Origin of the sequence: Pseudomonas sp. RL_105y_Pfl2_101 (assembly GCF_963970585.1) — a bacterium.
In the GTDB taxonomy this organism is placed as follows: domain Bacteria; phylum Pseudomonadota; class Gammaproteobacteria; order Pseudomonadales; family Pseudomonadaceae; genus Aquipseudomonas.
Genome location: NZ_CAXAPG010000025.1, coordinates 13,773 through 35,483 on the forward strand (window position 1 = coordinate 13,773; position 21,711 = coordinate 35,483).

21 protein-coding genes are annotated in these 21,711 nt (G+C 60.4%); 14 read left to right on the plus strand and 7 right to left on the minus strand.

All coding sequences use genetic code 11. From position 1 onward, the window contains the following. Nucleotides 1-447 precede the first annotated feature (447 nt). Nucleotides 448-957, minus strand: coding sequence for a disulfide bond formation protein B (locus AACY31_RS21395; protein ID WP_339477987.1), 510 nt, complete (start codon nucleotides 955-957; stop codon nucleotides 448-450). A 369-nt stretch (nucleotides 958-1,326) separates the two neighbouring features. Beyond that, nucleotides 1,327-2,508 (minus strand): NO-inducible flavohemoprotein, encoded by a 1,182-nt coding sequence (gene hmpA, locus AACY31_RS21400; protein WP_339477985.1) that lies wholly within the window; start codon nucleotides 2,506-2,508, stop codon nucleotides 1,327-1,329. A gap of 152 nt (nucleotides 2,509-2,660) precedes the next feature. Between hmpA and norR the strand changes: the two genes are divergently transcribed. The 5 genes from norR to AACY31_RS21425 all read left to right on the plus strand — a co-directional run bounded on the left by norR (nucleotide 2,661) and on the right by AACY31_RS21425 (nucleotide 7,724). Next, on the plus strand, nucleotides 2,661-4,217 hold the full coding sequence (gene norR, locus AACY31_RS21405) for a nitric oxide reductase transcriptional regulator NorR (RefSeq protein ID WP_339492520.1): 1,557 nt from the start codon (nucleotides 2,661-2,663) through the stop codon (nucleotides 4,215-4,217). A 159-nt stretch (nucleotides 4,218-4,376) separates the two neighbouring features. Beyond that, entirely contained in the window at nucleotides 4,377-5,279 is a 903-nt protein-coding gene (locus AACY31_RS21410) for a chemotaxis protein CheV (RefSeq protein ID WP_339505055.1), read from the plus strand. Nucleotides 5,280-5,388: 109 nt separating this feature from the next. After that, nucleotides 5,389-5,715 carry a hypothetical protein gene (locus tag AACY31_RS21415; RefSeq protein WP_339477979.1) on the plus strand — a complete coding sequence of 109 codons (327 nt, stop codon included), beginning with the start codon at nucleotides 5,389-5,391 and terminating at the stop codon, nucleotides 5,713-5,715. A gap of 79 nt (nucleotides 5,716-5,794) precedes the next feature. Continuing rightward, a complete protein-coding gene (locus AACY31_RS21420) occupies nucleotides 5,795-6,544 on the plus strand; it encodes a YkgJ family cysteine cluster protein (RefSeq protein ID WP_339477977.1) in 750 nt (249 codons plus the stop codon). 208 nt (nucleotides 6,545-6,752) lie between these two features. After that, nucleotides 6,753-7,724, plus strand: coding sequence for a 2-hydroxyacid dehydrogenase (locus tag AACY31_RS21425; RefSeq protein ID WP_339477974.1), 972 nt, complete (start codon nucleotides 6,753-6,755; stop codon nucleotides 7,722-7,724). A gap of 45 nt (nucleotides 7,725-7,769) precedes the next feature. Here the strand turns inward: AACY31_RS21425 and AACY31_RS21430 are convergent, their stop codons facing one another. Further along, a complete protein-coding gene (locus AACY31_RS21430; RefSeq protein WP_339492515.1) occupies nucleotides 7,770-8,672 on the minus strand; it encodes a DMT family transporter in 903 nt (300 codons plus the stop codon). 137 nt (nucleotides 8,673-8,809) lie between these two features. Here AACY31_RS21430 and AACY31_RS21435 point away from each other — a divergent pair, with 137 nt between their 5' ends. Next, the gene (locus AACY31_RS21435) at nucleotides 8,810-9,685 is read left to right on the plus strand and encodes an AraC family transcriptional regulator (RefSeq protein WP_339505057.1); all 876 of its coding nucleotides are present in this window, start codon (nucleotides 8,810-8,812) and stop codon (nucleotides 9,683-9,685) included. A gap of 222 nt (nucleotides 9,686-9,907) precedes the next feature. Here AACY31_RS21435 and AACY31_RS21440 read toward each other — a convergent pair whose 3' ends face one another. After that, complete coding sequence (locus AACY31_RS21440) at nucleotides 9,908-10,318, minus strand: HPF/RaiA family ribosome-associated protein (protein WP_339477967.1); 411 nt, start codon at nucleotides 10,316-10,318, stop codon at nucleotides 9,908-9,910. A gap of 507 nt (nucleotides 10,319-10,825) precedes the next feature. Between AACY31_RS21440 and AACY31_RS21445 the strand changes: the two genes are divergently transcribed. Then, nucleotides 10,826-11,143, plus strand: a complete 318-nt coding sequence (locus tag AACY31_RS21445; protein WP_339477964.1) for a DUF3509 domain-containing protein — start codon at nucleotides 10,826-10,828, stop codon at nucleotides 11,141-11,143. Here the strand turns inward: AACY31_RS21445 and AACY31_RS21450 are convergent. After that, nucleotides 11,140-11,640: a phosphate-starvation-inducible protein PsiE gene (locus AACY31_RS21450; protein WP_047699631.1), complete on the minus strand. Its 501-nt coding sequence runs from the start codon at nucleotides 11,638-11,640 to the stop codon at nucleotides 11,140-11,142. The genes AACY31_RS21445 and AACY31_RS21450 overlap by 4 nt on opposite strands. 306 nt (nucleotides 11,641-11,946) lie before the next feature. On the opposite strand from AACY31_RS21450, the gene AACY31_RS21455 reads away from it, so the two are divergent. After that, the gene (locus AACY31_RS21455; protein WP_339477959.1) at nucleotides 11,947-12,207 is read left to right on the plus strand and encodes a YebG family protein; all 261 of its coding nucleotides are present in this window, start codon (nucleotides 11,947-11,949) and stop codon (nucleotides 12,205-12,207) included. Nucleotides 12,208-12,272: 65 nt separating this feature from the next. Here AACY31_RS21455 and AACY31_RS21460 read toward each other — a convergent pair whose 3' ends face one another. Continuing rightward, nucleotides 12,273-13,664 carry an aminotransferase-like domain-containing protein gene (locus tag AACY31_RS21460; RefSeq protein WP_058543599.1) on the minus strand — a complete coding sequence of 464 codons (1,392 nt, stop codon included), beginning with the start codon at nucleotides 13,662-13,664 and terminating at the stop codon, nucleotides 12,273-12,275. 342 nt (nucleotides 13,665-14,006) lie between these two features. Between AACY31_RS21460 and AACY31_RS21465 the strand changes: the two genes are divergently transcribed. The 5 genes from AACY31_RS21465 to glyA all read left to right on the plus strand — a co-directional run bounded on the left by AACY31_RS21465 (nucleotide 14,007) and on the right by glyA (nucleotide 19,440). After that, on the plus strand, nucleotides 14,007-15,212 hold the full coding sequence (locus AACY31_RS21465) for a benzoate/H(+) symporter BenE family transporter (RefSeq protein WP_339492509.1): 1,206 nt from the start codon (nucleotides 14,007-14,009) through the stop codon (nucleotides 15,210-15,212). After that, nucleotides 15,209-16,381 (plus strand): NAD(P)/FAD-dependent oxidoreductase, encoded by a 1,173-nt coding sequence (locus AACY31_RS21470; RefSeq protein WP_339477950.1) that lies wholly within the window; start codon nucleotides 15,209-15,211, stop codon nucleotides 16,379-16,381. Before AACY31_RS21465 ends, AACY31_RS21470 begins: the two co-directional genes overlap by 4 nt. 29 nt (nucleotides 16,382-16,410) lie before the next feature. Further along, on the plus strand, nucleotides 16,411-16,842 hold the full coding sequence (locus AACY31_RS21475; protein WP_207280984.1) for a Rid family detoxifying hydrolase: 432 nt from the start codon (nucleotides 16,411-16,413) through the stop codon (nucleotides 16,840-16,842). Nucleotides 16,843-16,936: 94 nt separating this feature from the next. Continuing rightward, nucleotides 16,937-18,190 (plus strand): threonine synthase, encoded by a 1,254-nt coding sequence (thrC, locus tag AACY31_RS21480; RefSeq protein ID WP_339477940.1) that lies wholly within the window; start codon nucleotides 16,937-16,939, stop codon nucleotides 18,188-18,190. An 11-nt stretch (nucleotides 18,191-18,201) separates the two neighbouring features. Beyond that, nucleotides 18,202-19,440, plus strand: coding sequence for a serine hydroxymethyltransferase (gene glyA, locus AACY31_RS21485; protein ID WP_339477938.1), 1,239 nt, complete (start codon nucleotides 18,202-18,204; stop codon nucleotides 19,438-19,440). A gap of 183 nt (nucleotides 19,441-19,623) precedes the next feature. Here the strand turns inward: glyA and AACY31_RS21490 are convergent, their stop codons facing one another. Then, nucleotides 19,624-20,643, minus strand: a complete 1,020-nt coding sequence (locus AACY31_RS21490) for a Glu/Leu/Phe/Val dehydrogenase family protein (protein ID WP_339477934.1) — start codon at nucleotides 20,641-20,643, stop codon at nucleotides 19,624-19,626. 187 nt (nucleotides 20,644-20,830) lie between these two features. On the opposite strand from AACY31_RS21490, the gene AACY31_RS21495 reads away from it, so the two are divergent. Continuing rightward, nucleotides 20,831-21,634, plus strand: coding sequence for a SirB1 family protein (locus tag AACY31_RS21495; RefSeq protein WP_339477931.1), 804 nt, complete (start codon nucleotides 20,831-20,833; stop codon nucleotides 21,632-21,634). Nucleotides 21,635-21,711: the final 77 nt, after the last annotated feature.

Genomic DNA, 21,711 nt, shown 5'->3' on the forward strand with positions numbered 1-21,711 from the left:
ATGTCTCATCTCGAAATAATTTTTATCCAATCCGGCAACAATCTTTCGCAGATATTGCAACAAGCCAGCATGTTATCGAAATTAATTCTCAACAAGAACCCCAAAAAACGTAAGGCTACTATGCCCGATTTAGACAGCTCGAGAGGATCACGAAGAGGTTATTTGCCCGGCAAGCGCCCAGTTTTCGGGGGCTCTGGCGCCCGACGCCTCGCTGTTAAAAATGCCTGCTGCAGCCGATACACATTTTGCGAAACCAGGCAGCTTTTTGTTATAGGAAGGAGCGTTTAATCGCCCTCGCAAAGGCTGAGCGCCTCAAGATATGTGACAACATGTCGCACATTGTCGCAGGCTATTCTTGCCTCGGATCAAGGACGGTCCGGCTCAAGAGTGAAACGCAAAACGCCCCGGCTCTCCAGAAGAGAAACCGGGGCGTTTCATGACGGTGCCTCAGCGAATCTGTTTGCGGTTACGTGACACCAGCAACGGCACCAGCACCACCGTCAAGACGAAGGCCACCAGCGCCCACTGCGCCAGGGACAGACCCAGGATCGGTGGGTAGGGGGTGGAGCAAAAGCCATCGACCTGGAACCCCAACGGAAATATCTTCGCCAACGGCAGGTCATCGACTATCGGTTGCAACACGTCGATGCCGCAACTGACCGCGGGGAAGAACTGGGTGTAGACGTGATGCCCTGCCACACCAGCACCGACCAGGGCGCTGAGCACCACCAGGCCTTCGAAGATCGTCAGGCTGCCGCGGGTGCGCATGGCCGCACCGATGAAGGCGAAGATCGCGATCAACAACAGCGCATAGCGTTGCAAGATACACAGCGGGCACGGCGCCTCACCGAGGGCCACTTGCATGTACAGCGCGCCGCCGATCAGCGCCAGGCAGATCAGCCCCAGCAGCACCAGATAGCGCCGCTCACGGCCTAACCGCATCATTTCCTCACTCATTGCGTTTCCCTTTATCTGCATGGATCGACGCGCGGCACGGCGACACTCGGGCGCGCGCTCGGATGCCCAAAGTCTACACGCAGACCATGACAGTGAACGAGCAGCGGGCGTCGACATTGAAAGGGAAATAGACCGCTAGAAGGTTAAGCGCCGATTAATTCTGGCAGGTGGACAGGGATGAACCTGCCGCCGCCTTCGCGAGCAAGCCCGCTCCCACACTGGAATCGGTGGTGAACACACATTTTGTGTCTGACGCAGATCCAATGTGTGAGGCTTGCTCGCGAAAGCGGTGGGTCAGTTTGCATTGGGGCTGAATGTGTCGACGTCTTCGCGATGAGGCCAACCCGGTTTCCCGGGTTGGCAGCGACCTTATTCCAGCGCCGCCGCCGGCCCGAAGAACTCGTAACGGCTCTGCTGGTCCGGCACGCCCAAAGCCTTGAGGTGGCGCTTGACCGCGCCCATGAACCCCTTCGGCCCGAGGAAATAGGCGTCCAGGTCACGTTGCTGTGGCAGCCATTGCGCCAGTTGCTCCTGGCTCAACAGCCCCACCTTGTCGGCCGCCGGGCTCAAGCCGTCGTCTTCGTCGTAGCAGTAAAAGCGCTTGAGCTGTGGATGCCGATTGGCCAGGTCGTCGATCCAGTCGCGGAACGCATGGGCACGGCCGTTGCGCGCGCAGTGAATGAAATGCACCGGCCGCTCGGTTTGCAGCGCCGCCTGCAACATGGCCAGGGTCGGGGTGATGCCGACGCCACCACTGATCAGCACCAGCGGCTTGTCGCTGGCAGTCAGGTAGAAATCCCCGGACGGCGGGAACAACTGGATGCGGCTGCCAACGTCAAAATGATGATGCAGGTGATTGGACACGCGCCCGCCCGGTTCGCGCTTGACGCTGATGCGGTATTGACCGTTGTCCGCCAGGGCCGACAGTGAATAGTTACGGCGCACTTCCTCGCCATCGAGCATGAGCGTCATGCCGATGTACTGGCCCGGCTCGGCCAGCAGAATCGGCCCCTTGTCCGCCGGTTCAAAGTAAAACGAGGTGATCTCCGAGCTTTCCTGCACTTTGGCCGCCAGGATGAATTCACGCTCGCCACGCCAGCCACCCGGCGCCTCGGCCTTCTTGTCGTACATGCCCGCTTCGGCGCCGATCAGGATATCGGCCAACTGGTTGTAGGCTGCGCCCCACGCCGCAATCACTTCGGGCGTGGCGATCTCTGCGCCCAGCACTTCGGCGATTGCCCGCAGCAGGCACGAACCGACAATCGGGTAATGTTCCGGCAGGATCTGCAGGGCAACGTGCTTGTTGACGATCTTCGCCACCAGGTCACCCAATTGATCGAGTTGGTCAATGTGCCGCGCATACATCAACACACCGTTGGCCAAGGCCCGCGGTTGATCGCCACTGGCCTGGTGAGCCTGGTTGAACAATGGGCGCACCTGAGGGTATTCGGACAGCATCATGCGATAGAAGTGAGTGATCAGCGCCTCCCCCCCGCTTTCAAGCAACGGAACGGTGGAGCGAATGATGGCGCGTTCTTCTCGACTGAGCATAGGGTGACTCCTGGCGTATGACCGATAACAGCTAGGCAAGCCTTATCAGTTTCCATGCCATAATTTTTTTTCTTAAATATCATCAAGTTAAAAACACAATAGTCATAAAGACACGGTCCGCTTTATAGTCATCAAGACTACATGGAGTCATTATGACCGCAACCGCCCTGCTGACCTCCCTGCTGCCACTGGTGGCCGATCTGTCCCGCGAACTGCCTGAAGGCGAACGTTATCGTCGCCTGCTCGGCACTTTGCGAACCCTGCTGCCCTGCGATGCAGCAGCGTTGTTGCGCCTGGACGGCGACTGCCTGGTGCCACTCGCCGTGGATGGCCTGAGCACCGATACACTAGGCCGGCGATTCCGGGTCAGTGAGCACCCGCGCTTCGAAGTGCTGCTGGCCAACCCACAGCCCACCCGCTTCGCCGCCGACAGCGGCCTGCCGGATCCGTACGATGGGCTGGTCGAGGGGCTCGCCGAGCATCTGGAAGTTCACGACTGCATGGGCTGCCCGCTGTTCGTCGACGAACGGCCCTGGGGCCTGCTGACCCTGGATTCGCTGGACCCGGAGCGCTTCGAGCCCATCGACCTCAGTGCCTTGCAAGCCTTCGCCAGCCTCGCCGCCGCCACGGTCAGCGCCGCCGAGCGCATCGAGCGCCTGGCCTTGAAGGCCGAGGATGAGCACCGCCGCGCCGAGGTCTATCGCCAGGCCAGCGACCAACAATCTCGCGACATGGTTGGCCAGAGCAAAGTCCACAAGCGCTTGGTGGAAGAGATTGCACTGGTGGGCGGCAGCGACCTGACAGTACTGATCACCGGCGAAACCGGTGTGGGCAAGGAACTGGTCGCCCGGGCCATCCATGCCGCGTCAAAACGCGCCGAGCAGCCACTCATCAGCCTCAACTGTGCCGCCCTGCCCGATACGCTGGTGGAAAGTGAACTCTTCGGCCATGTACGGGGCGCCTTCACTGGGGCCACGAACGATCGGCGCGGCAAGTTCGAACTGGCCGACGGCGGCACCCTGTTCCTCGACGAAGTGGGTGAATTGTCCCTGACCGTCCAGGCCAAGTTGCTGCGAGTACTGCAAAGCGGTCAACTGCAACGCCTGGGCTCGGACAAAGAACACCGGGTCGATGTGCGCCTGATCGCAGCCACCAATCGCGACCTTGCCGAAGAAGTGCGCAACGGTCGTTATCGGGCCGATGTCTACCATCGCTTGAGTGTGTATCCGCTGCTGGTGCCGGCGCTGCGTGACCGCGGACGGGACGTGCTGCTGCTCAGCGGTTTTTTCCTGGAACACAATCGCTCGCGCATGGGCCTGGGCAGCCTGCGCATGACCAGCGACGCCCAGGCCGCACTGCTGGCCTACGACTGGCCGGGCAATGTGCGCGAACTGGAACACCTGATCGGCCGTAGCGCCTTGAAGGCCTTGGGTCGGTGCCCGGTGCGACCGAAAATCCTCAGCCTCAGCGCCCAGGACCTGGATTTGCCCCAAGCGCCTGTGGATAACCCCGCACCTTCGTCCATCAGCCCAGCACCGACGGCGGAGGGCGTAACGGGGGACTTGCGCGAAGCGGTGGACACGTTCCAACGCAAGCTGATCGCAGCCTGCCTGGAGCGTCACCAACACAACTGGGCCAGCGCCGCCCGGGAGCTGGGCTTGGACCGAGCCAACCTGGGGCGGATGGCCCGACGGTTGGGGCTGAAATAGAAACCTGTGGGTTGGGGCACTCAAAGGAGATTGACCGGGTGAATTGGGTTGCCGATGGCTTTCGCCCTAAAGCCTGTCCCCGACGAGTCGATAACCCAATATCAAAAGCTGTTTTGGCGATCGGTATGCTCGCCCCACCTTTTTCCACAGAAGGTTTTTATGTCCTCCAACAAAGGCCGCGCAGATTCACTTTCGCTTCTGCTGTTTACCTTGCGCAGCGGCAAGCTGATGGCAATCAACCTGCTCAAGGTCAGTGAAATCATTCCCTGCCCAACGTTGACCAAGCTGCCGGAGTCGCATCCGCACGTCAAAGGCATCGCCACCCTGCGCGGGGCATCGTTGTCGGTGATCGACCTGAGCCGTGCCATTGGCGAGCGCCCGCTGGAGGATCCGGACGGTGGCTGCCTGATCGTCACTGACGTCAGCCGCTCCAAACAGGGCTTGCATGTGCAAGCGGTGAGCAAGATCGTGCATTGCCTGACCACCGACATCAAACCACCGCCCTACGGCTCCGGCGGTGTGCGTTCGTACATCACCGGCGTGACCTCGGTGGACGGCACGCTGGTGCAGGTACTGGACATCGAAAAGGTCATCCACGGCATCGCACCGGCACAGATCGAAACCGCGCCGACCGAACTGAGCATGGAAGACGCCGAGGTACTGGGCAACGCACGGATCCTGGTGGTCGACGACAGCCAGGTCGCGCTACAGCAATCGGTGCACACCCTGCGCAACCTCGGCCTGCAATGCCACACCGCCCGCAGCGCCAAGGAAGCCATCGAATGCCTGCTGGACCTGCAAGGCACGGCCGAACAGATCAACCTGATCGTCTCGGACATCGAGATGTCGGAGATGGACGGGTACGCCCTCACCCGGACCCTGCGCGAAACACCGGACTTCGCCCACCTCTACGTGTTGCTGCACACCTCGCTGGACAGCGCCATGAACAGCGAAAAAGCCCGACTGGCCGGCGCCAACGGCGTGCTCACCAAGTTCTCCTCACCAGAACTGACCAAATGCCTGATCACAGCGGCCAAAGCCGTTGCCGAGCAAGGACGCTGAGCCATATCGGTTGATCGCTTCGGCGCTTCGGCGCTTCAGCGCGGGAGCGATCATCGTCCGACAACCTCAGGCATACTCTTGTCCTGGCTTCCCGGAACAAGGCTCCCTGATGAAAATCCGCATACTGACTCTCCTCGGCCTCACCGTCCTGGCCTCCCAGGCCCATGCCTCAAGCCCGGACGCCTGGACCGCCCACGACAAAGCCGTGCTGGCCAGTTGCATCAAGGCCAGCGGCTTGAAGCGTGCTGAGCCGGTGGGTAGCGCCGCTCAGTTCGACGACCGAGTCGGCTACACCGCGCTATTGCTGCAAGGCCAATACCCACAGAAACACATGAAAGAGGCGATCGGCACCGAGTTGTGCCTCTACCGCAAGAAAACCAAAACCGCCTACGTGACCGAGTGGGACTCGATCCGCCCGGCCGCTACCGACCGGTGAGTGGCGCATAATTTGCTTCGCACGGTCCATCACGGCGTTTTTCTGTCGCCGTCCCCAGCTTTCTGTGACCGGGCACTCAATGAACACAACGTTTTCCTGTGTAGGGTGCGGCAAATGCTGCACCGATCACCATGTTCCCCTGACCCTCGACGAGGCCCGGATGTGGGCGGACGACGGCGGCCAGGTGATTGTCCTGGTAGAAGCCTTCCTGCCCAACGGCCTCGGCCTGCCGGCGGCGCAGCGCGAGCATGCCGAGCGCCGTTCGGCGGTGGTCCACAGCGGCAGCACCGAGGCCCTTGTCGCAATCACTTTTGCCGCCTACAACGTCGGCCGTTGCCGGAACCTTGACGAAGAAAATCTGTGCCGTATCTATGAGCGCCGCCCCTTGGTGTGCCGCATCTATCCGATGGAAATCAACCCGCACATTCCCCTCAATATCGCCATCAAGGAATGCCCTCCAGAGTCGTGGGAAACCGGGCCGCAACTGATACTCGGCGGTGAACTGGTCGACCAGGAACTGGTCCGGTTGATCGAACGCTCACGCCAGGCCGACCGTGAAGAGATCGCCATCAAGGACCGCATCTGCGCCGCCCTGGGCATCCGCACCACCGCGCTCAAGGGCGACGGGTTCACCGCGTACCTGCCACAGATGAACGCATTCGTGGCCGCCCTCGATCAGGTACGCCTGCAACCTGCGCAACAGCACGCCAGTGAATGGCAGTTCCATCTGTCTGGCGATGATGTGGCCAGCCAGGTATTGGCCTGCGGCGCGCGGGTCGTCACAGAAGCGCCGGTCAATTACGCCTTTATTTCCCTGCGGGCGGCGTAGATATCCAAAGGATGAAGTAGAGCCCCTGTGGGAGCGAGCCTGCTCGCGATAGCGATCTATCAGCCTCTTCTATGTGACTGATGTAACGCCATCGCGAGCAGGCTCGCACACAAGGGATTTGCAGCGCTCAGTCGCTTTCCCCTCTCGCCCAACCCTGGCCAGGAATGTTAGCGTGCTTGGTATCTTCTCCCCCGATGAGCCTTGCACGATGAAAAAAACCGTACTTGCCTTCAGCCGTATCACGCCCAAGATGGTCGAGCGCCTGCAACAGGACTTCGACGTGATCGTGCCGAGCCCGTCCAGGGGCGATATCAACGCACAGTTCAACGAAGCCCTGCCCCACGCCCACGGGCTGATCGGGGTCGGTCGCAAGCTCGGGCGCGAGCAACTGCAAAGCGCTGCGAACCTGCAAGTGGTGTCCAGTGTGTCGGTGGGTTACGACAACTATGACCTGGCCTACTTCAATGAGCGCGGGATCATGCTCACCAACACCCCCGACGTACTCACCGAAAGCACCGCCGACCTGGCCTTCGCCCTGCTGATGAGCAGCGCCAGGCGCGTGGCAGAATTGGACGCCTGGACCAAGGCTGGCCAATGGCAGGCGACGGTCGGCCCGCAACTGTTCGGCAGCGATGTACATGGCAAGACGCTGGGTATCGTCGGCATGGGCAACATCGGCGCGGCCATTGCCCGGCGTGGCCGGCTGGGGTTCAACATGCCGGTCCTCTACAGCGGCAACAGCCGCAAGACTGAACTGGAAAACCAATTGGGCGCACAATTTCGCGAACTGGACACGTTGCTGGCCGAAGCGGACTTCGTCTGCCTCGTCGTGCCATTGAGCGAGAAGACCCGCCATCTGATCGGCCAGCGTGAACTGGGCCTGATGAAACCGAGCGCCATCCTGGTCAACATTTCCCGTGGCCCGGTGGTGGATGAACCGGCACTGATCGAAGCCCTGCAGAACAATCGCATCCGCGGTGCCGGGCTAGATGTCTACGAGAAAGAACCGCTGGTCCAATCGCCGCTGTTCCAACTGAAAAACGCCGTCACCCTGCCCCATATCGGCTCGGCCACCCACGAAACCCGTGCCGCCATGGCCGATCTTGCTGTGGATAACCTGCGCAGCGCATTGCTGGGCGAGCGACCGCAGAACCTGGTCAACCCGCAAGTCTGGAAGTAAACCCTTAGGCCGGTCCGCCTCAGCGGGCCGGCCAACACGGTCATTTCAACGTGCGCCCAAGGCGGCCTTCATGGGCTGTGGCCGGGGTTTGCGAAACACCAGCACGTTACCCAGCATCACCAACACCAGCCCCACCAATGCCGGCGCCGTCCACTGGTAGCCCTCGGCAAACGCCGACACGTTCAACGCCACCACCGGGAACAACACGGTGCAATACGCCGCCCGCTCCGGCCCCATGCGCCCCACCAGCGTCAGATAGGCCGTAAAGCCGATCACCGAACCCGGGATCACCAGGTACAACAGCGAGCCAATGTAGCGCGTGTTCCATTCCATATCGAACGGGATGCCTTTGAATGCACACCACACCGCCAGCATCGCCGCGCCATAAGCCATGCCCCAGGCATTGGTGGTCAACGGCTTGAGGCCGGCCTTCTGTTGCAGGCTCGACAGCATGTTGCCTGCCGAGAAACACAAGGTGCCCAGCAACGCCAGCGCCAAGCCAAGCAAGGTTTGCGGGCTGGCACTATGGCCGGCCAGTTCCGGCCAGAACAGCAGCGCCAGCCCCAGCAGCCCCAGGGCGCCCCCCAACAGCACGTTACGGGCAATCCGCTGACCGAAGAACACGCGGGCATTGAGGGCGTTCCAGAGCGTGGCGGTGGAAAACACCACAGCGACCAACCCACTGGGAATCCACTGGCTGGCGGTCAGGAAGCACATGAAATTGATACAGAACAGACACAGGCCCTGGGCAACGCAAATCAAATGACCGCGCCGATTCATCACCTGCAAGCGCCGGCTGAGCAAGAGCATCGCAAACAGAATCAGGGCCGCAAGGCCGAAGCGATAGACAATCGACACGGGGATGGCGACGACGCCCAACTGCAGTTTCAGGGCAATCCAGGTGGTGCCCCAGATGAGCACGGTAAGCAGGTACAACGAGAGGTTCATGGTAGCGGCTCCTGACAATGACGCTCAGTGTCCCGCGGCCATTGACCCGGCGCTTGCGTAAACTTGCGGTTTTGTCGACAGACAAGGCTGGCATGGATCGACCGACAGGGTAGGATGCAAGCGTTGGAGAACCGATCATGTCCACACTGCAAACCCTGCAAGTCTTTCAAGCCCTCAACAGCTCGCCCAATGCTCGTCTGGAGCACAGCGCCGAGCTCGGGGACGGCTTGGCGGCCGCTTTGTGGAGCAATCACCACGACGCCCAGGACTACGAGGCGCCGACCCACCACACGTTGTCATGCTACATCGCTGGCGGCACCGGTACGTTTCGCCGCGAACGGCCCGACACCACGGGGGGACCGGACAAACTCTGCATCCTGCCGGCCGGGCATGAGTCAGCCTGGGTCATCAACGGCGAGATTCGCCTCGCCCACCTGTATTTCAGCGCTGAACAATTTGCCCTGGGGTGCGTCACGCTGCTGGACTGCGAGCCCCGGCAGGTGCAGCTGCACGAGGAGACATTCCTCGACGACCCGCGACAGGCACAGCGTTTTCGCCAGTTGATCGCGCTGAACTGGGACGAACCCGGTGAGCGCCTACTGACCACCAGCCTGGCCCATGAATTGCTCAATCACCTGCTGCTCAGCCAGGTGGGCCAGCGTCAGGGGCTTCGCCTCAAAGGTGGCCTGGCCGCTCATCAGCGGCGGTTGCTGGTGGATTACGTCGACAGTCACTTGGCCGATGCCATCAGCCTCGGACAATTGGCCGCGCTGTGTGCGTTGTCCGAATACCACTTCGCGCGGATGTTCCGCGAAAGCTTCGGGCTGCCTCCTCATCAATATGTACTGGCTAGACGCTTGACCTGCGCGCGGCACTTGCTGCGCACCACCCCGCAACCGCTGGGCGACGTGGCACTGGCCTGCGGATTTGCCAGCGCCAGCCACTTCACCAATCGTTTCCGCCAAGCCCTGGGGGCGACGCCAGGGGAGTATCGGCAGGCGTTTTTGCGCTAGCGAACGGTACTGTCCCCCAAATCCCCCTGTGGGGCTTGCTCGCGACGGCGTCATTACATTCAACCACTTTCAGGCTGACCCACCGCTTTCGCGAGCAAGCCCGCTCCCACAGGAGAATGCGATCAATGCAGGTGGGCTTGCTTGCCACACTGGACCGATAAAAACAAAACGGGCCTGCGATTGCAGGCCCGTTTTTCAGTCGCAAGTGAAACGAACGAGGTTTCAGCCGTGAAGCGCGGCCCGTTCGTTTTCCAGGAATTCCTCTTCCAGCATCGCATCGGCCAACGCTACGGATTCAGTCGACGTCGAAGCGACGGCGCGCTTGTCGCGCAGTTTGCCGAACAAATGCTCCAGGGAATTTTCAAGTTTGGTGGCCGCGCCTTCGATCGCCAGTTCCAGCGATTCGGCCCTATGCGTCACGGAAATGGGCTGATGGCCCTTCGGCCGCGCTTCAAGCTGGCAACGCAGATCATGGGGACCTGGCTTGTCGCCGTTCTCATCCCGCAGATGAACCTCGACCCGTGTCAGGTCCTCTTCATAACGTTCGAGCGTGCTTTCGATGGTAGTACGTACCCACTCCTCCAGTCGGATGCTGCTTTGAATATGGTTATCGCTGTTGACTTGGATTTGCATAGTTCATCCCTTATTTCAGCTAGCTCGCCGGGGGCCATCGACGTTGATGCAACGGCCCCTTGAATACAGAGTCGGGCTGGCGGAAGAACAATTCAAGCCCTAAAAAAAGATAAATATTCATATGCAAATAAAGCCAGACAACGGACAAAAGCGCTGTTAATGTCGGGAGTTTACCCGTCCTGTCACCCCCACCGCCAATCACCTCCCCTCTTGCACCGTCAGCGAACATCGGCAGGTTATTGCCCCGAAACGGGCAGCGGCCCATGGCCGCATTCCAGAGCGTTCGGCGCCCAGCCTTCGTGATCATTGTCCGACAGTTTTTCCGGCATGCCGCTTGCTAACTCCCTGTAGGGGCTGGCGCAGGCTGCGATTTCTGATCTTGAGGCCTGCCTGGCCCCGCAGTCTTGAGATGAACACGATCATGGAATGGCCGATGGTCCGGTGTTGCGAACTAATCCCGATCACGGCCGGTCAACAACTGCACGTTCAATCAGGCGGTGACGCATCATGGACAACCCTTTTCAGATCATTACCGACGCCTTTGCGCCGCATTATCAAATCAACCTGAGCATCCAGGGCCTGGACGGCAGCATCATGCTGACCCTGTCCAATAGTGGGCGCATCGTCGCCAAACGCATGATCAGCACCCAGCAGCGCAACGACCCGGAGCGACTCAAACGCCTGGTGCAAAGCATTCAATTCGGTATTGCCATCGAGCAAGGCCACAGCGCCGTGGCCATCCTCGAAGCCATGACCGGCGGGAACAGCATCAAGCTGCCACCACCGCACACACAGGGACCGGCGCCCTCTGCCGCCGGGATCTAGATTTCTCCTTTCTCCACCTCGGCATGCTCGCTGGAACCCGCGCCAACCTTGCGGTGAGGGTGCTCGATCTTAACCGAGGGGAACTGCGACGAAGCGTAGCGCACCACCAGGATCGAAAACGCCAGCAGCAGGATGCCACCGCACAAGTAGATGATCCCCAGGTCTGGCGGGCTGTGATGGGAAACGTTGGAAATCAGCAGTCGCGTCAGCGCCGTGATCGCCACGTAGATCAGAAATCGCACCGGCATGTGGTTGGTCTTGAAGTAGATCCCGACCATCGCCCCCAATTCCAGGTAGATGAACAGCAGCAAAATGTCATCGATCTTGATGTGTCCCGCTTCGATCATCTGCAAAAATTCCATTACCGCCGCCCAGGCGGTCACCGCACCGATGGCGAACAGGGCCAGGTAATGGAAGGTCTCGACAAACAGGTTGCCCAGGGACTCGGCCAGTTGATGGACGTTCTGGCGCAGGTTCTCGGCCCAGTTGATTTTCACGATGTGGTTTCCTTAGGTCGGCTCGACCGGATGATGCGGGTTGGACGTGACGGTTGTTCTGCATGCAGAAAAAAGGCCAGCGCCTGAGGGTGAGATAGCGATAGGCCGGTATCTGGCACTTTTATGATATTCATGCCGCCTTATCGAGAGCACGCGCTACCCCCACACAAGCTTTGCTCTCACAGACCGAAACCGGTCTACATTAAAAAGCCACTATCCAAAGCAACAGGATTGGCTTATCCTTTTGCCTGTATATAAATACAGTGGTCACAAAGACAACCAATGTGAAGGCATGTGAGGTGGTGAATGGCCGTCGAAGTGGTATACCGCAGCAGCCGAGATCTGGAGCGCTTGTTCATGGATAAAGCCGAAGCTGACCGTCATGACAAAATGCTGGAACTCGCCGAATTGCTGGCAGAGGTGTTGCAAAAAGCCGTTCCATCGCTGAGCGAACAACAGGTCGAGGAAGCCGGGATCTACATGGCGAAGAATCGTGATGTGTTCGCCAAGGCGTTCAAGAGCCAGCCGGACGCCTTGTCCGAACTGCTCAATCCGTCGGACGGATGACCAAAAAGATCGCAGCCTTCGGCAGCGCCTACACCGCGTAGGAGCTGCCGAAGGCTGCGATCTTTTTAGTAATAACGGCGCGGGTCTGAATCGATCAGGCTGGCCAACTTGGTCAGGGCGAAACGCAGTTCGTCCTGGCTGGTAGGGGACATCAACACCAGCCGTACGCACCGGGTGGTCCCTGAGCGCTCAGCCTGGAACTGGGTGCCGCTGAGCACCAATACGCCGTTGGCCCGGGCAAGCATGGTGAACTCATCGCTGGTCCAAGGCTCCGGCAACGTCAACCAGACATGATAGGAATATGGCTGGGTCTTGAGCTCGAAATTGGCAAAGATTTCCCGGGCGATCGCTTGTCGCCCCGCCGCCTCGTTGCGCTGGATGCGAATCAGTTTCTTGTCCAGGCCTTCGGTAATCACATTGCTGGCCAACTGCGCGGTCAATGGCGACGGCATCCAGACACTGCTGCGCACCATCGAGGTCAGGCGCGACAGCAGTTTCGGCGGGCTGTAGATATAACCGACACGAAGCGCCGGCATGACCGATTTCGACAGACTGGTCAGGTACACCGAACGGTCCGGCGCAAAGGCCGACAGTGGCTTGATCGACGGATCGGTGGCCAGGAAGCCATAGATGTCATCGTCCAGGATAATGAAGTCGAACTCCTCGGCAAGCGCGGCGATCTGGGCCCGACGTTTCTGCGACATGATCGCCGCCGTCGGGTTCTGGCAGGTCGCCACGCAGACCAGCATCGCCGGCTTCTCTCTCAGGCACAGTTCGCGCAATGCTTCGGGAATGATGCCTTCGTCATCCATTGGCACGCCACGCAGGCGACGCTCAAGGCCGTGGGCCAGAGAAATGATGCCCGGGTAGCAAAGCGCTTCGCAGAGCACCAGGTCACCGGCGTTGGTCAGGGCACTCATCGCGACCATCAAGCCATGCTGGGCCCCTGCGGTAATCACCACTTGCTGCCATTGCGCGTCGGGCAATGAATGACGCAACCATTGCGCCCCTGCTTCGCGATGCGCCGGGTGACCGCCATCCGGCGCGTAATCCAGTGCGCGAGCGAAATCGGTGCTCTTGGCCATGCCCACCAGCGCGCCACGCAACCAGTACTCCAAGGTTTCGCTGTAGGGCTTGATGATCGAAAGATCGAGCAGTTCGGATTGCCCCAGGTTCAGCGGCGCGGCAGCACTGTTGCTGGCCGGCAGTTCCAGCTGTTTCTGGTTGAGCACGTAGGTACCACGCCCCACTTCCCCCTGCACCAACCGACGCCGATGAGCCTCGCTATAGGCCCGGCTAATGGTGCCCGGCGTGACATTCAAGGTGGTGGCCAGCTCCCGCAAGGTCGGCAGGCGATCGCCCTCGTTCAGCACGCCGTTGTTGATATCGCGCGCCAACGCATCGGCAATCGACAAATACATCGGTTGGCTGAACTCGCTTAGCTGGGGAACCCACATGAATGATCACTGCCCATCGTAGAAATGATGAATATCCGAGCATATCACATGGAGGTTAGGCAACTAATAATTCGACACAATCAAGCATTTTAATTGATTGATGCGATTATTGAATCGTTTCCCAATACGATGCGAAAAAAATTTCACAACAAAGAATTTTTATATAAATCAAATATTTAATGATAAAAAATCGTAAAAACGACCCGTCATCGCAGGAAAATATCTCGTAACAATCCCGCTTCCTATTGAATCAACTCAATTCATTCAAATACACTGATTCCGAATCGAAGCAATCGACTCAATCATTCACTGCGCGCTCCTGTCGCGCCAAGTCGAGACATCATGGACTCATTCAGAAAGGATCTATCCCTGTCGGCGGTCATCGCGGGCTTCATCGCCGTGATCATTTCCTACGCCGGCCCGCTCATCATCGTGTTCCAGGCAGCCAAGGAAGCGCACCTGCCCAACGACGTGGTGTCTTCATGGATCTGGGCCATTTCCATCGGCAGCGGGATTACCGGCCTGCTACTGAGCTGGCGCCTGCGTGTTCCGGTCATCACCGCGTGGTCGACACCGGGAGCAGCGTTACTGGTGTCGATGCTGCCCACCGTGACCCTGCCCCAGGCCATCGGTGCCTATGTGGTGGCGTCAGTGATCATCGCGCTGGTCGGTCTGTCCGGTGCGTTCGACAAACTGATGAGCCGCCTGCCCAAGGCCATTGCCGCCGCCATGCTCGCCGGGATCCTGTTCCGCTTTGGTGCCGAACTGTTCACGTCGATCAAACTGCAGCCAGCACTGGTGTTGGCGATGATCGCGGCGTACCTGGTCTTCAAGCGCTTTTCGCCACGCTACGCAATCCTGTCGGTGCTGATCATCGGTTGCGCAGTGGCCGCCTCGTTCGGTGAACTCAACAGCACCTCGATCACCATCGCCGTGGCCCAGCCGGTCTTCATCGCCCCTGAATGGAGCTGGCACGCAATCATCAACATCGGCCTGCCGCTGGCGCTGGTGACCTTGACCGGCCAGTACGTGCCAGGCATGGCCGTGTTGCGCACCTCAGGCTACAACACGCCGGCACGCTCGATCATTTCGGTCACTGCGATTGGCTCCATCCTGATGGCCCCGTTCGGTTCCCACGGTTTGAACCTGGCGGCCATTACCGCAGCGATCTGCACCGGCCGCGAAGCCCACGAGGACCGCGACAAACGCTACATGGCCGGGATCGCCTGCGGGGTGTTCTACATTCTGATGGGTACCTTTGGCGCCACCCTGGCCTCGGTGTTCTCCGCACTGCCGAAAGAACTGATCGCATCCCTCGCCGGCCTCGCCTTGTTTGGCGCAATCAGTGCCGGGCTGACCGGTGCCATGGCTGACGAGAAACAACGCGAAGCGGCACTGATCACCTTCCTGGTAACGGCTTCGGGCATGAGTTTCCTCGGCCTGGCCGCCGCGTTCTGGGGCTTGATCTTCGGTCTCGTGGCGCACTTCGTGCTGACCTACACCCGCGAACGCAAAGCCGTCGTTATCACCGAGGGCAGCCGACCATGACCGCTCGTTACGACTTCATTGTGGTCGGTGGCGGCATCGCCGGCGTGTCTGGCGCCTATGAATTGGCCGCCCATGGCAGCGTCTGCCTGCTCGAACAGGAACAGCAACTGGCCTATCACACCACCGGGCGTTCAGCCGCCATTTCGATGGAAAGCTACGGCAACCAACAGATCCGCTCACTGACCTGCGCGTCCCGGCGCTTTTTCGAGAATCCACCCGAGGGCCTGGCCGAGCATCCGCTATGGGCGCCCCGGGGCGCGCTGATCGTGGCCCAGTCGGCACGGGTGGACAAACTCAAAGCGCGTTTCAGCGCCGTCTTGGGCCAAGTGCCCACGGCCCAGTTGCTCGACGACAAGCAAGTACAGGAGCTGGTCCCCTACCTCGCCGAAGGCGCCTGGAGCGCCGGGATCTACGAGCCCAGCGCCTTCGACCTGGATGTGCACGGCATTCACGGCGCCTACCTCGGTGGGCTGCGGGCCCGCGGCGGCGTGATCAAGCGTGAGACCGAAGTGCTGCGTGGCGAATATCGCGACGGGCACTGGCGCTTGCACACCCAGGACGGCCAGCAATTGCAAGCAGCCATCGTGGTCAACGCCGCCGGTGCCTGGGCCGATGAATTCGCCGTGCGCTGCGGCGTGCCCAAGGTCGGTGTCCGACCGTTGCGGCGCACCGTGCTGGCGGTCGACCCACAATGCGACGTGCACCACACCCCCTATCTGGGCACGGTGGATGAGGACATTTTCATCAAGCCTGAAGCCGGTCGGCTGATCGTTTCCCCCTGCGATGAAAGCCCTTCGTTGCCCTGTGACGCACTGCCGGAAGAGCTTGACCTGGCCATCACCATGGATCGCCTGCAAAACACCACGCGCCTGCGCCCACGCTCGATCATCAATAAATGGGCGGGCCTGCGAACCTTCGTCGCCGACCGCTCGCCGGTACTCGGCCAGGACCCGCAGCAAGAGAGCTTTATCTGGCTCGCCGCCCTCGGCGGCTACGGCATTCAGGCCGCACCCGCCATTGCACGCTTGTGCAGCCACGCGGCGCTGGGCATCGCCATGCCGGACGACCTGGCGGCGCTGCAACTCAACTACCAGCATTTTTCCCCGGCTCGTTGCCGTGACGAGGAATTTTCCAGCCTGGCCGTCAAGCAGGTTGCCGATTTGCACTAACCCCCATCCACTTAACAAGGAACGTCACCATGCAAACCACCGCTCAAATCCAATCCGCCGCCAAACCTTTCCTGGGCGAAGAGAACGTGATTTTCACCGACAAGGCGCCACTGCCGCTGGGTACCTATTCCCAGGGCATCAAGGTCAGCCACGGGCAGACCATCTACCTGTCGGCGCAGACTCCGGTTTCGGCGCTGAACAACGAAGTGCTGGCCAAGGATTTCGAAGGCCAATTGCGCCAGACCCTCGACAACCTGGTGCAAATGGCCGAAGCGGCAGGTGGCACCCTGGCGAACGTGGTTAAGGTCACGGCGTTCATCACTGACTTGAGTGAGTTCCCGACCCTCAACCGCGTCATGGAAGAGTACTTCACCAAGCCCTACCCAGCCCGCACCACCGCCGGCGCCAGTGCACTGGCACGCAACACCCTGGTTGCCATCGACGCCATCATGGTGATCTGAAACACCTTCCGCCAGCGGAGTGCCCGTCGGTCCGGTGAGCTGGACCGACGTTGGCAAGGAAAGCACCAGCACAGCGTACTTTCAGAGGGTGACCATGAAAAATTCGTACAGAGAGTATGTATTGCAGTGCCTGGTTTGCGATCGAAGCTACCAGCCCCATGAGGTCAGCTACTACTGCCCTCATTGCAAAATCGATGGCGCCCTGGACGCGCTTTACGATTACCCCACACTCAAGCGCGAATGGTCCCGAGACAGCCTGGCCCGTGACCACATCCGTGGCATGTGGCGCTATGACCGCTTGATGCCGTTGAGCTCGACGCAGTTCATTCCACCGTTACTGGTGGGCAATACGCCGCTGTACTCGCGCCCGGAACTGCTCGGCAAAGGTGCCCGGATCAAAGTCTTCGTAAAAGACGAATCGCGGCAACCGACCGGGTCGTTGAAGGATCGCGCCAGCGCCCTGGCGGTGGCCCACGCCATGCAATCCGGTGCGCGCACCGTGGCGGTGGCCAGCACTGGCAATGCCGCTTCGGCATTGGCTGGGATGAGCGCCAGCCTGGGCTTGCACAACGTCATTTACCTGCCCAGGAGCGCACCCCGCGAAAAGCTCGCGCAGATGCAGGGCTATGGCGCCGAGATCGTGCTGGTCGACGGGCAATATGACGAAGCCTTCGAGCAATGTCTCAACGCCTGCGAAGAGCACGGCTGGTACAACCGCACCACCGGGATCAACTCGTACATGAGCGAAGGCAAGAAAACCGTGGCCTTCGAGATGTGCGAACAACTTAATTGGCAAGTGCCGGACCTGGTGTTTGTGCCCGTCGGCAATGGCTGCATCCTGGGCTCGGTCTACAAAGGCTTTTTCGACTTGCTGCAATTGGGCTGGATCGAACGCATCCCACGCCTGATCGGCGTGCAGGCCGAGCACAGCAACTTCATGTACCGCGCCTGGGGCAACGACCGCTCGATGCAGAAAACCGAACGCCGTCCCCCCACCAGCCTGGCCAGCAGCATCAATGTGGCACTGCCGCGTGATCGCCTCAAGGCCATGCGTGCGGTCACTGCCAGCGGCGGTGAGTTCATCTGTGTCAGCGACCCGAGCATTGTCGCCGCCGCCTCGAGACTGGCCGCCAGCACCGGCGTGTTCCCAGAAGCCGGTGCCGCCAGCGCCTTCGCCGGTCTGCTCAAGTACGCCGAAACACACCCCGACACGCCGCAAACCGCCGTGATCCTGATCACCGGCAGCGGTTTGAAAGACACCTCCATTTTTCTATCCGACTCGACCAAAAACCAGCCACGGGTGTTGCCGCATCACGTGACTGCGCCGCTGGCCGAGGCGCTTATCTAAGGAATCACACCATGAGCCTGCAAAATTTCGACCCCACCATTGCCCGCCTGATCGACCGCGAGCGCAACCGCCAGGAAACCCACCTGGAGCTGATCGCTTCGGAAAACTATGTCAGCGAAGAAGTGCTCCAGGCCCAGGGTTCCGTGCTCACCAACAAATACGCCGAAGGCTATCCGGGCAAGCGTTACTATGGCGGCTGCAAGGTCGTTGATGAAATCGAGAACCTGGCCATCGAACGCGCTCGCAAGCTGTTCAACTGCGAATACGTCAACGTGCAGCCGCACTCCGGCTCCCAGGCCAACCAGGCGGTTTTCCTGGCAGTACTTGAACCCGGCGACACCATCCTGGGCATGTCCCTGGCCCATGGCGGCCACCTGACCCACGGCGCCTCGGTGAACTTTTCCGGCAAGATCTACCGGGCATTCTCCTATGGCCTGGACACAGAAACCGAAACCCTCGATTACGAAGAAATGGAAGCCCTGGCCAGAGAACACCGGCCAAAGATGATCATCGCCGGGGCCTCGGCCTATTCGCGGACCATCGACTTCCAGCGCTTTCGCACAATCTGCGATGAAATCGGCGCCTACCTGATGGTGGACATGGCGCACTACGCCGGGCTGATCGCTGCCGGCGTGTACCCGTCGCCGGTGGGGATTGCCGACTTCATCACCTCCACCACCCACAAGACCTTGCGCGGCCCGCGCGGCGGTCTGATCCTGGCCAAGGCGCAATATGGCGCCCTGCTCGACAAGACGATTTTCCCGGTGTACCAGGGCGGCCCGCTGATGCACGTCATCGCCGCCAAGGCCGTGGCGTTCAACGAAGCCTTGGGCGATGGGTTCAAGCATTACCAGCAGCGGGTGATCGACAACGCCCGCGTCATGGCCGACGTCCTGACCCGACGCGGCTTGCGGGTGGTGTCCGGCGGTACCGACTGCCACATGTTCCTGCTCGATCTGCGCTCGATGAACATCACCGGCAAAGACGCCGAAGCGCTGCTGGAAAGTGCCCATATCACCTTGAACAAAAACGCGATCCCCAATGATCCGCAAAAACCGGCCATCACCAGCGGCATTCGCATCGGCACGCCAGCACTGACCACACGCGGCTTTGGCGAAGCGGAATGTGCCGAAGTGGCGAACTTGATCGCCGACCTGCTGGAACAGCCGGACAACGCAGCACGCCTGGACAACACCCGGCGCCGAGTGATGCATTTGTGCGAATGCTTTCCGGTGTACCTGTTGAGGTAGGCAGCGGCACACTGTAGGAGCTGGTGAAGGCTGCGATCTTTTGATCTTTTGATCTTTTGATCTTTCGATCTTTCGCTTGAGACTCAAGCGTCAGGGGAAAGATCGCAGCCTCGTTGCACTCGACAGCTCCTACACAGCTTCTGCGCAGCCCGGCAGGGGCAAGCTTTGGGCACTGTTTGATTTTCAGCGGTACAACAAACGCTCCGCCAGCTCATCTGCCACCCGGGCCGGTGAGCGCTTCTCCGCCTGGGCGTGGGCGAAAACTTCCGTGAGCCGGGCACCGATCTTCGACAAATGCGCGGTGATCGTCGACAGTTCTTCGCCGCGATGCTTCAGCGCAACGTAGATCAGGCCACCAGAGTTGATCACATAGTCCGGCGCATAGAGAATTCCACGCCTTTCCAACTGATCGGCCACCTGCAGATTGCTCAACTGATTATGGGCCGAGCCAGCAACGGCCGAGCAGCGCAGTTGCGCCACGCTTTGGCTGTTGAGTACCCCACCCAGCCCGCAAGGAGCAAGGATGTCGCAGGGGGTGCTGAGCAACGCGTCGTTGGCGATCGGGTGGGCGCCCAGTTGCTCCATGGCCAATTGCACCTTGCCAGAGTCGATGTCGCTGACCAGCAACTCGGCACCCGCCGCGTGCAGTTGTTCGGCCAGGGCATAACCGACATTGCCCAGGCCCTGGATCGCCACCCGCAGGCTTTCGAGGTTATCGCTGCCAAGGCGGGCCATGGCGGTGGCACGGATGCCGGCAAAGACCCCCATTGCTGCGTGGGGCGCGGGGTCTCCCGAGGCGGTGGTGCTGGTGACATGGCGAGTCTGCTGGGCGATGCAATCCATGTCGGCCACTGACGTGCCGCTGTCGATGGCCGTGATATAGCGACCGTCCAACTGCTCGATACAGCGACCAAAGGCTTCGAACAACGCAGCCCGACTCTCGACATGGGCCGGGCGCATGATCACCGCCACCCCGCCACCCACGGGCAAACCCGCCAGCGCCGCCTTGTAGCTCATGCCTTGGGCCAGGCGCACAGCATCGACCACGGCACTTTCGTCGTCGGGGTAGGCAAGATAACGACAGCCCCCCAGGGCAGGCCCCGGACGACTGCAATGAATGGCAATCACCGCCTTCAACCCGGTTGCCGGGTCTACGCTTAGGTGCAGCGATTCAAGGCGGGAGCTTTGCATGAGAGCAAACATCGAAAGGCTCCCGAATCACTTTTGTTTGTTTCGCCAGTATAGGCGCGCAGTCGAAATTTGCTGGAGCACGCAGGAATAAGTGACCGGGGTGGTCAGTCTTTTTCGGCATAACCTGTTACAGCCTCAGTCCGAGACTGGACGAAAATCCATGGCAGGGCTAAAACGGGAGCATAGCCCGGAGAGTTTGATGAAACCGCGCCAAGCCTTTTTTGATTGTCTGCACCGCTCACCACCGGCGCTGTTCGAAGCGGCGCTGTGGATCGCTGCCGAACATGATCGCGACGTCGACGTCCCGGCCTTGCTGAAGGATTTCAAGGAGCTGCAACAGCGAGTCAGCCATGGCCTGCCGATGCTGCCTGTCAGCGAACTGGGCCAACCCTTGCTGCGACGGCTCAATGACTTGGGCTTCGCCCAGGACGACTTCACGCCTCTGCGGCCACGTGCGGCGTTGTTGGACAAAGTCCTGGCACGCAAACGCGGGCAGCCCCTGGCCCTCGGGCTGATTGCCCTGGAACTGGCCCGAGGCTTGGAAATTCCGATGGTCGGTGTCAATTTCCCCGGGCATTTCCTGTTGAAGGTACCCGGCGCCGATCACCTGCTCGATCCGTGCGGCGGCCGCCGGTTGTACCCCAATGACTGCCGGGACCTGCTACAGCGCCAATACGGCGCGAACATACCGCTCAAGGCTGAGCACCTGCTCAACACCGAACCGATGCAGATGCTGCAGCGTCTGTCACGCAACCTGCGTCAACTGCATCTGGCGAACGACGATTATATCGCAGCCCTGATCGACGCCGAACGGGTGCTGGAACTGGGTAACGCCAGCGCTGCCGACTACCTGGCCCGCGCCAGCCTGTATCAGCGACTCGATTGCCCCAACGCCGAACGCTTCGACCTGGAGCATGCCCTGATGCTCAGCGACGATCCGATCCAACGGATCCGGCTGACGGAGCGGCTGGGGCATTTGCCGCCGAATTCAATTGTGCATTGAGCGGTCGTGAGGCTGCACATTTTTGTCGACGATTGAATCGCCATGGCGAGCTTGCTCGCGATGAGGCAAGCCTCACC

Excerpts from the sequence above, each read along its gene's own strand:
- AACY31_RS21470 (WP_339477950.1), top strand. The coding sequence starts at position 15,209 with ATGACCGCTCGTTACGACTTCATTGTGGTCGGTGGCGGCATCGCCGGC.
- thrC (WP_339477940.1), top strand. The coding sequence starts at position 16,937 with ATGAAAAATTCGTACAGAGAGTATGTATTGCAGTGCCTGGTTTGCGAT.
- AACY31_RS21420 (WP_339477977.1), top strand. The coding sequence starts at position 5,795 with ATGAACACAACGTTTTCCTGTGTAGGGTGCGGCAAATGCTGCACCGAT.
- AACY31_RS21460 (WP_058543599.1), bottom strand. The coding sequence starts at position 13,664 with ATGTGGGTTCCCCAGCTAAGCGAGTTCAGCCAACCGATGTATTTGTCG.
- hmpA (WP_339477985.1), bottom strand. The coding sequence starts at position 2,508 with ATGCTCAGTCGAGAAGAACGCGCCATCATTCGCTCCACCGTTCCGTTG.
- AACY31_RS21415 (WP_339477979.1), top strand. The coding sequence starts at position 5,389 with ATGAAAATCCGCATACTGACTCTCCTCGGCCTCACCGTCCTGGCCTCC.
- AACY31_RS21490 (WP_339477934.1), bottom strand. The coding sequence starts at position 20,643 with ATGTTTGCTCTCATGCAAAGCTCCCGCCTTGAATCGCTGCACCTAAGC.
- AACY31_RS21435 (WP_339505057.1), top strand. The coding sequence starts at position 8,810 with ATGTCCACACTGCAAACCCTGCAAGTCTTTCAAGCCCTCAACAGCTCG.
- glyA (WP_339477938.1), top strand. The coding sequence starts at position 18,202 with ATGAGCCTGCAAAATTTCGACCCCACCATTGCCCGCCTGATCGACCGC.
- AACY31_RS21455 (WP_339477959.1), top strand. The coding sequence starts at position 11,947 with ATGGCCGTCGAAGTGGTATACCGCAGCAGCCGAGATCTGGAGCGCTTG.
- AACY31_RS21445 (WP_339477964.1), top strand. The coding sequence starts at position 10,826 with ATGGACAACCCTTTTCAGATCATTACCGACGCCTTTGCGCCGCATTAT.
- AACY31_RS21425 (WP_339477974.1), top strand. The coding sequence starts at position 6,753 with ATGAAAAAAACCGTACTTGCCTTCAGCCGTATCACGCCCAAGATGGTC.
- AACY31_RS21430 (WP_339492515.1), bottom strand. The coding sequence starts at position 8,672 with ATGAACCTCTCGTTGTACCTGCTTACCGTGCTCATCTGGGGCACCACC.
- AACY31_RS21410 (WP_339505055.1), top strand. The coding sequence starts at position 4,377 with ATGTCCTCCAACAAAGGCCGCGCAGATTCACTTTCGCTTCTGCTGTTT.
- AACY31_RS21440 (WP_339477967.1), bottom strand. The coding sequence starts at position 10,318 with ATGCAAATCCAAGTCAACAGCGATAACCATATTCAAAGCAGCATCCGA.
- AACY31_RS21395 (WP_339477987.1), bottom strand. The coding sequence starts at position 957 with ATGAGTGAGGAAATGATGCGGTTAGGCCGTGAGCGGCGCTATCTGGTG.
- AACY31_RS21465 (WP_339492509.1), top strand. The coding sequence starts at position 14,007 with ATGGACTCATTCAGAAAGGATCTATCCCTGTCGGCGGTCATCGCGGGC.
- norR (WP_339492520.1), top strand. The coding sequence starts at position 2,661 with ATGACCGCAACCGCCCTGCTGACCTCCCTGCTGCCACTGGTGGCCGAT.
- AACY31_RS21495 (WP_339477931.1), top strand. The coding sequence starts at position 20,831 with ATGAAACCGCGCCAAGCCTTTTTTGATTGTCTGCACCGCTCACCACCG.
- AACY31_RS21475 (WP_207280984.1), top strand. The coding sequence starts at position 16,411 with ATGCAAACCACCGCTCAAATCCAATCCGCCGCCAAACCTTTCCTGGGC.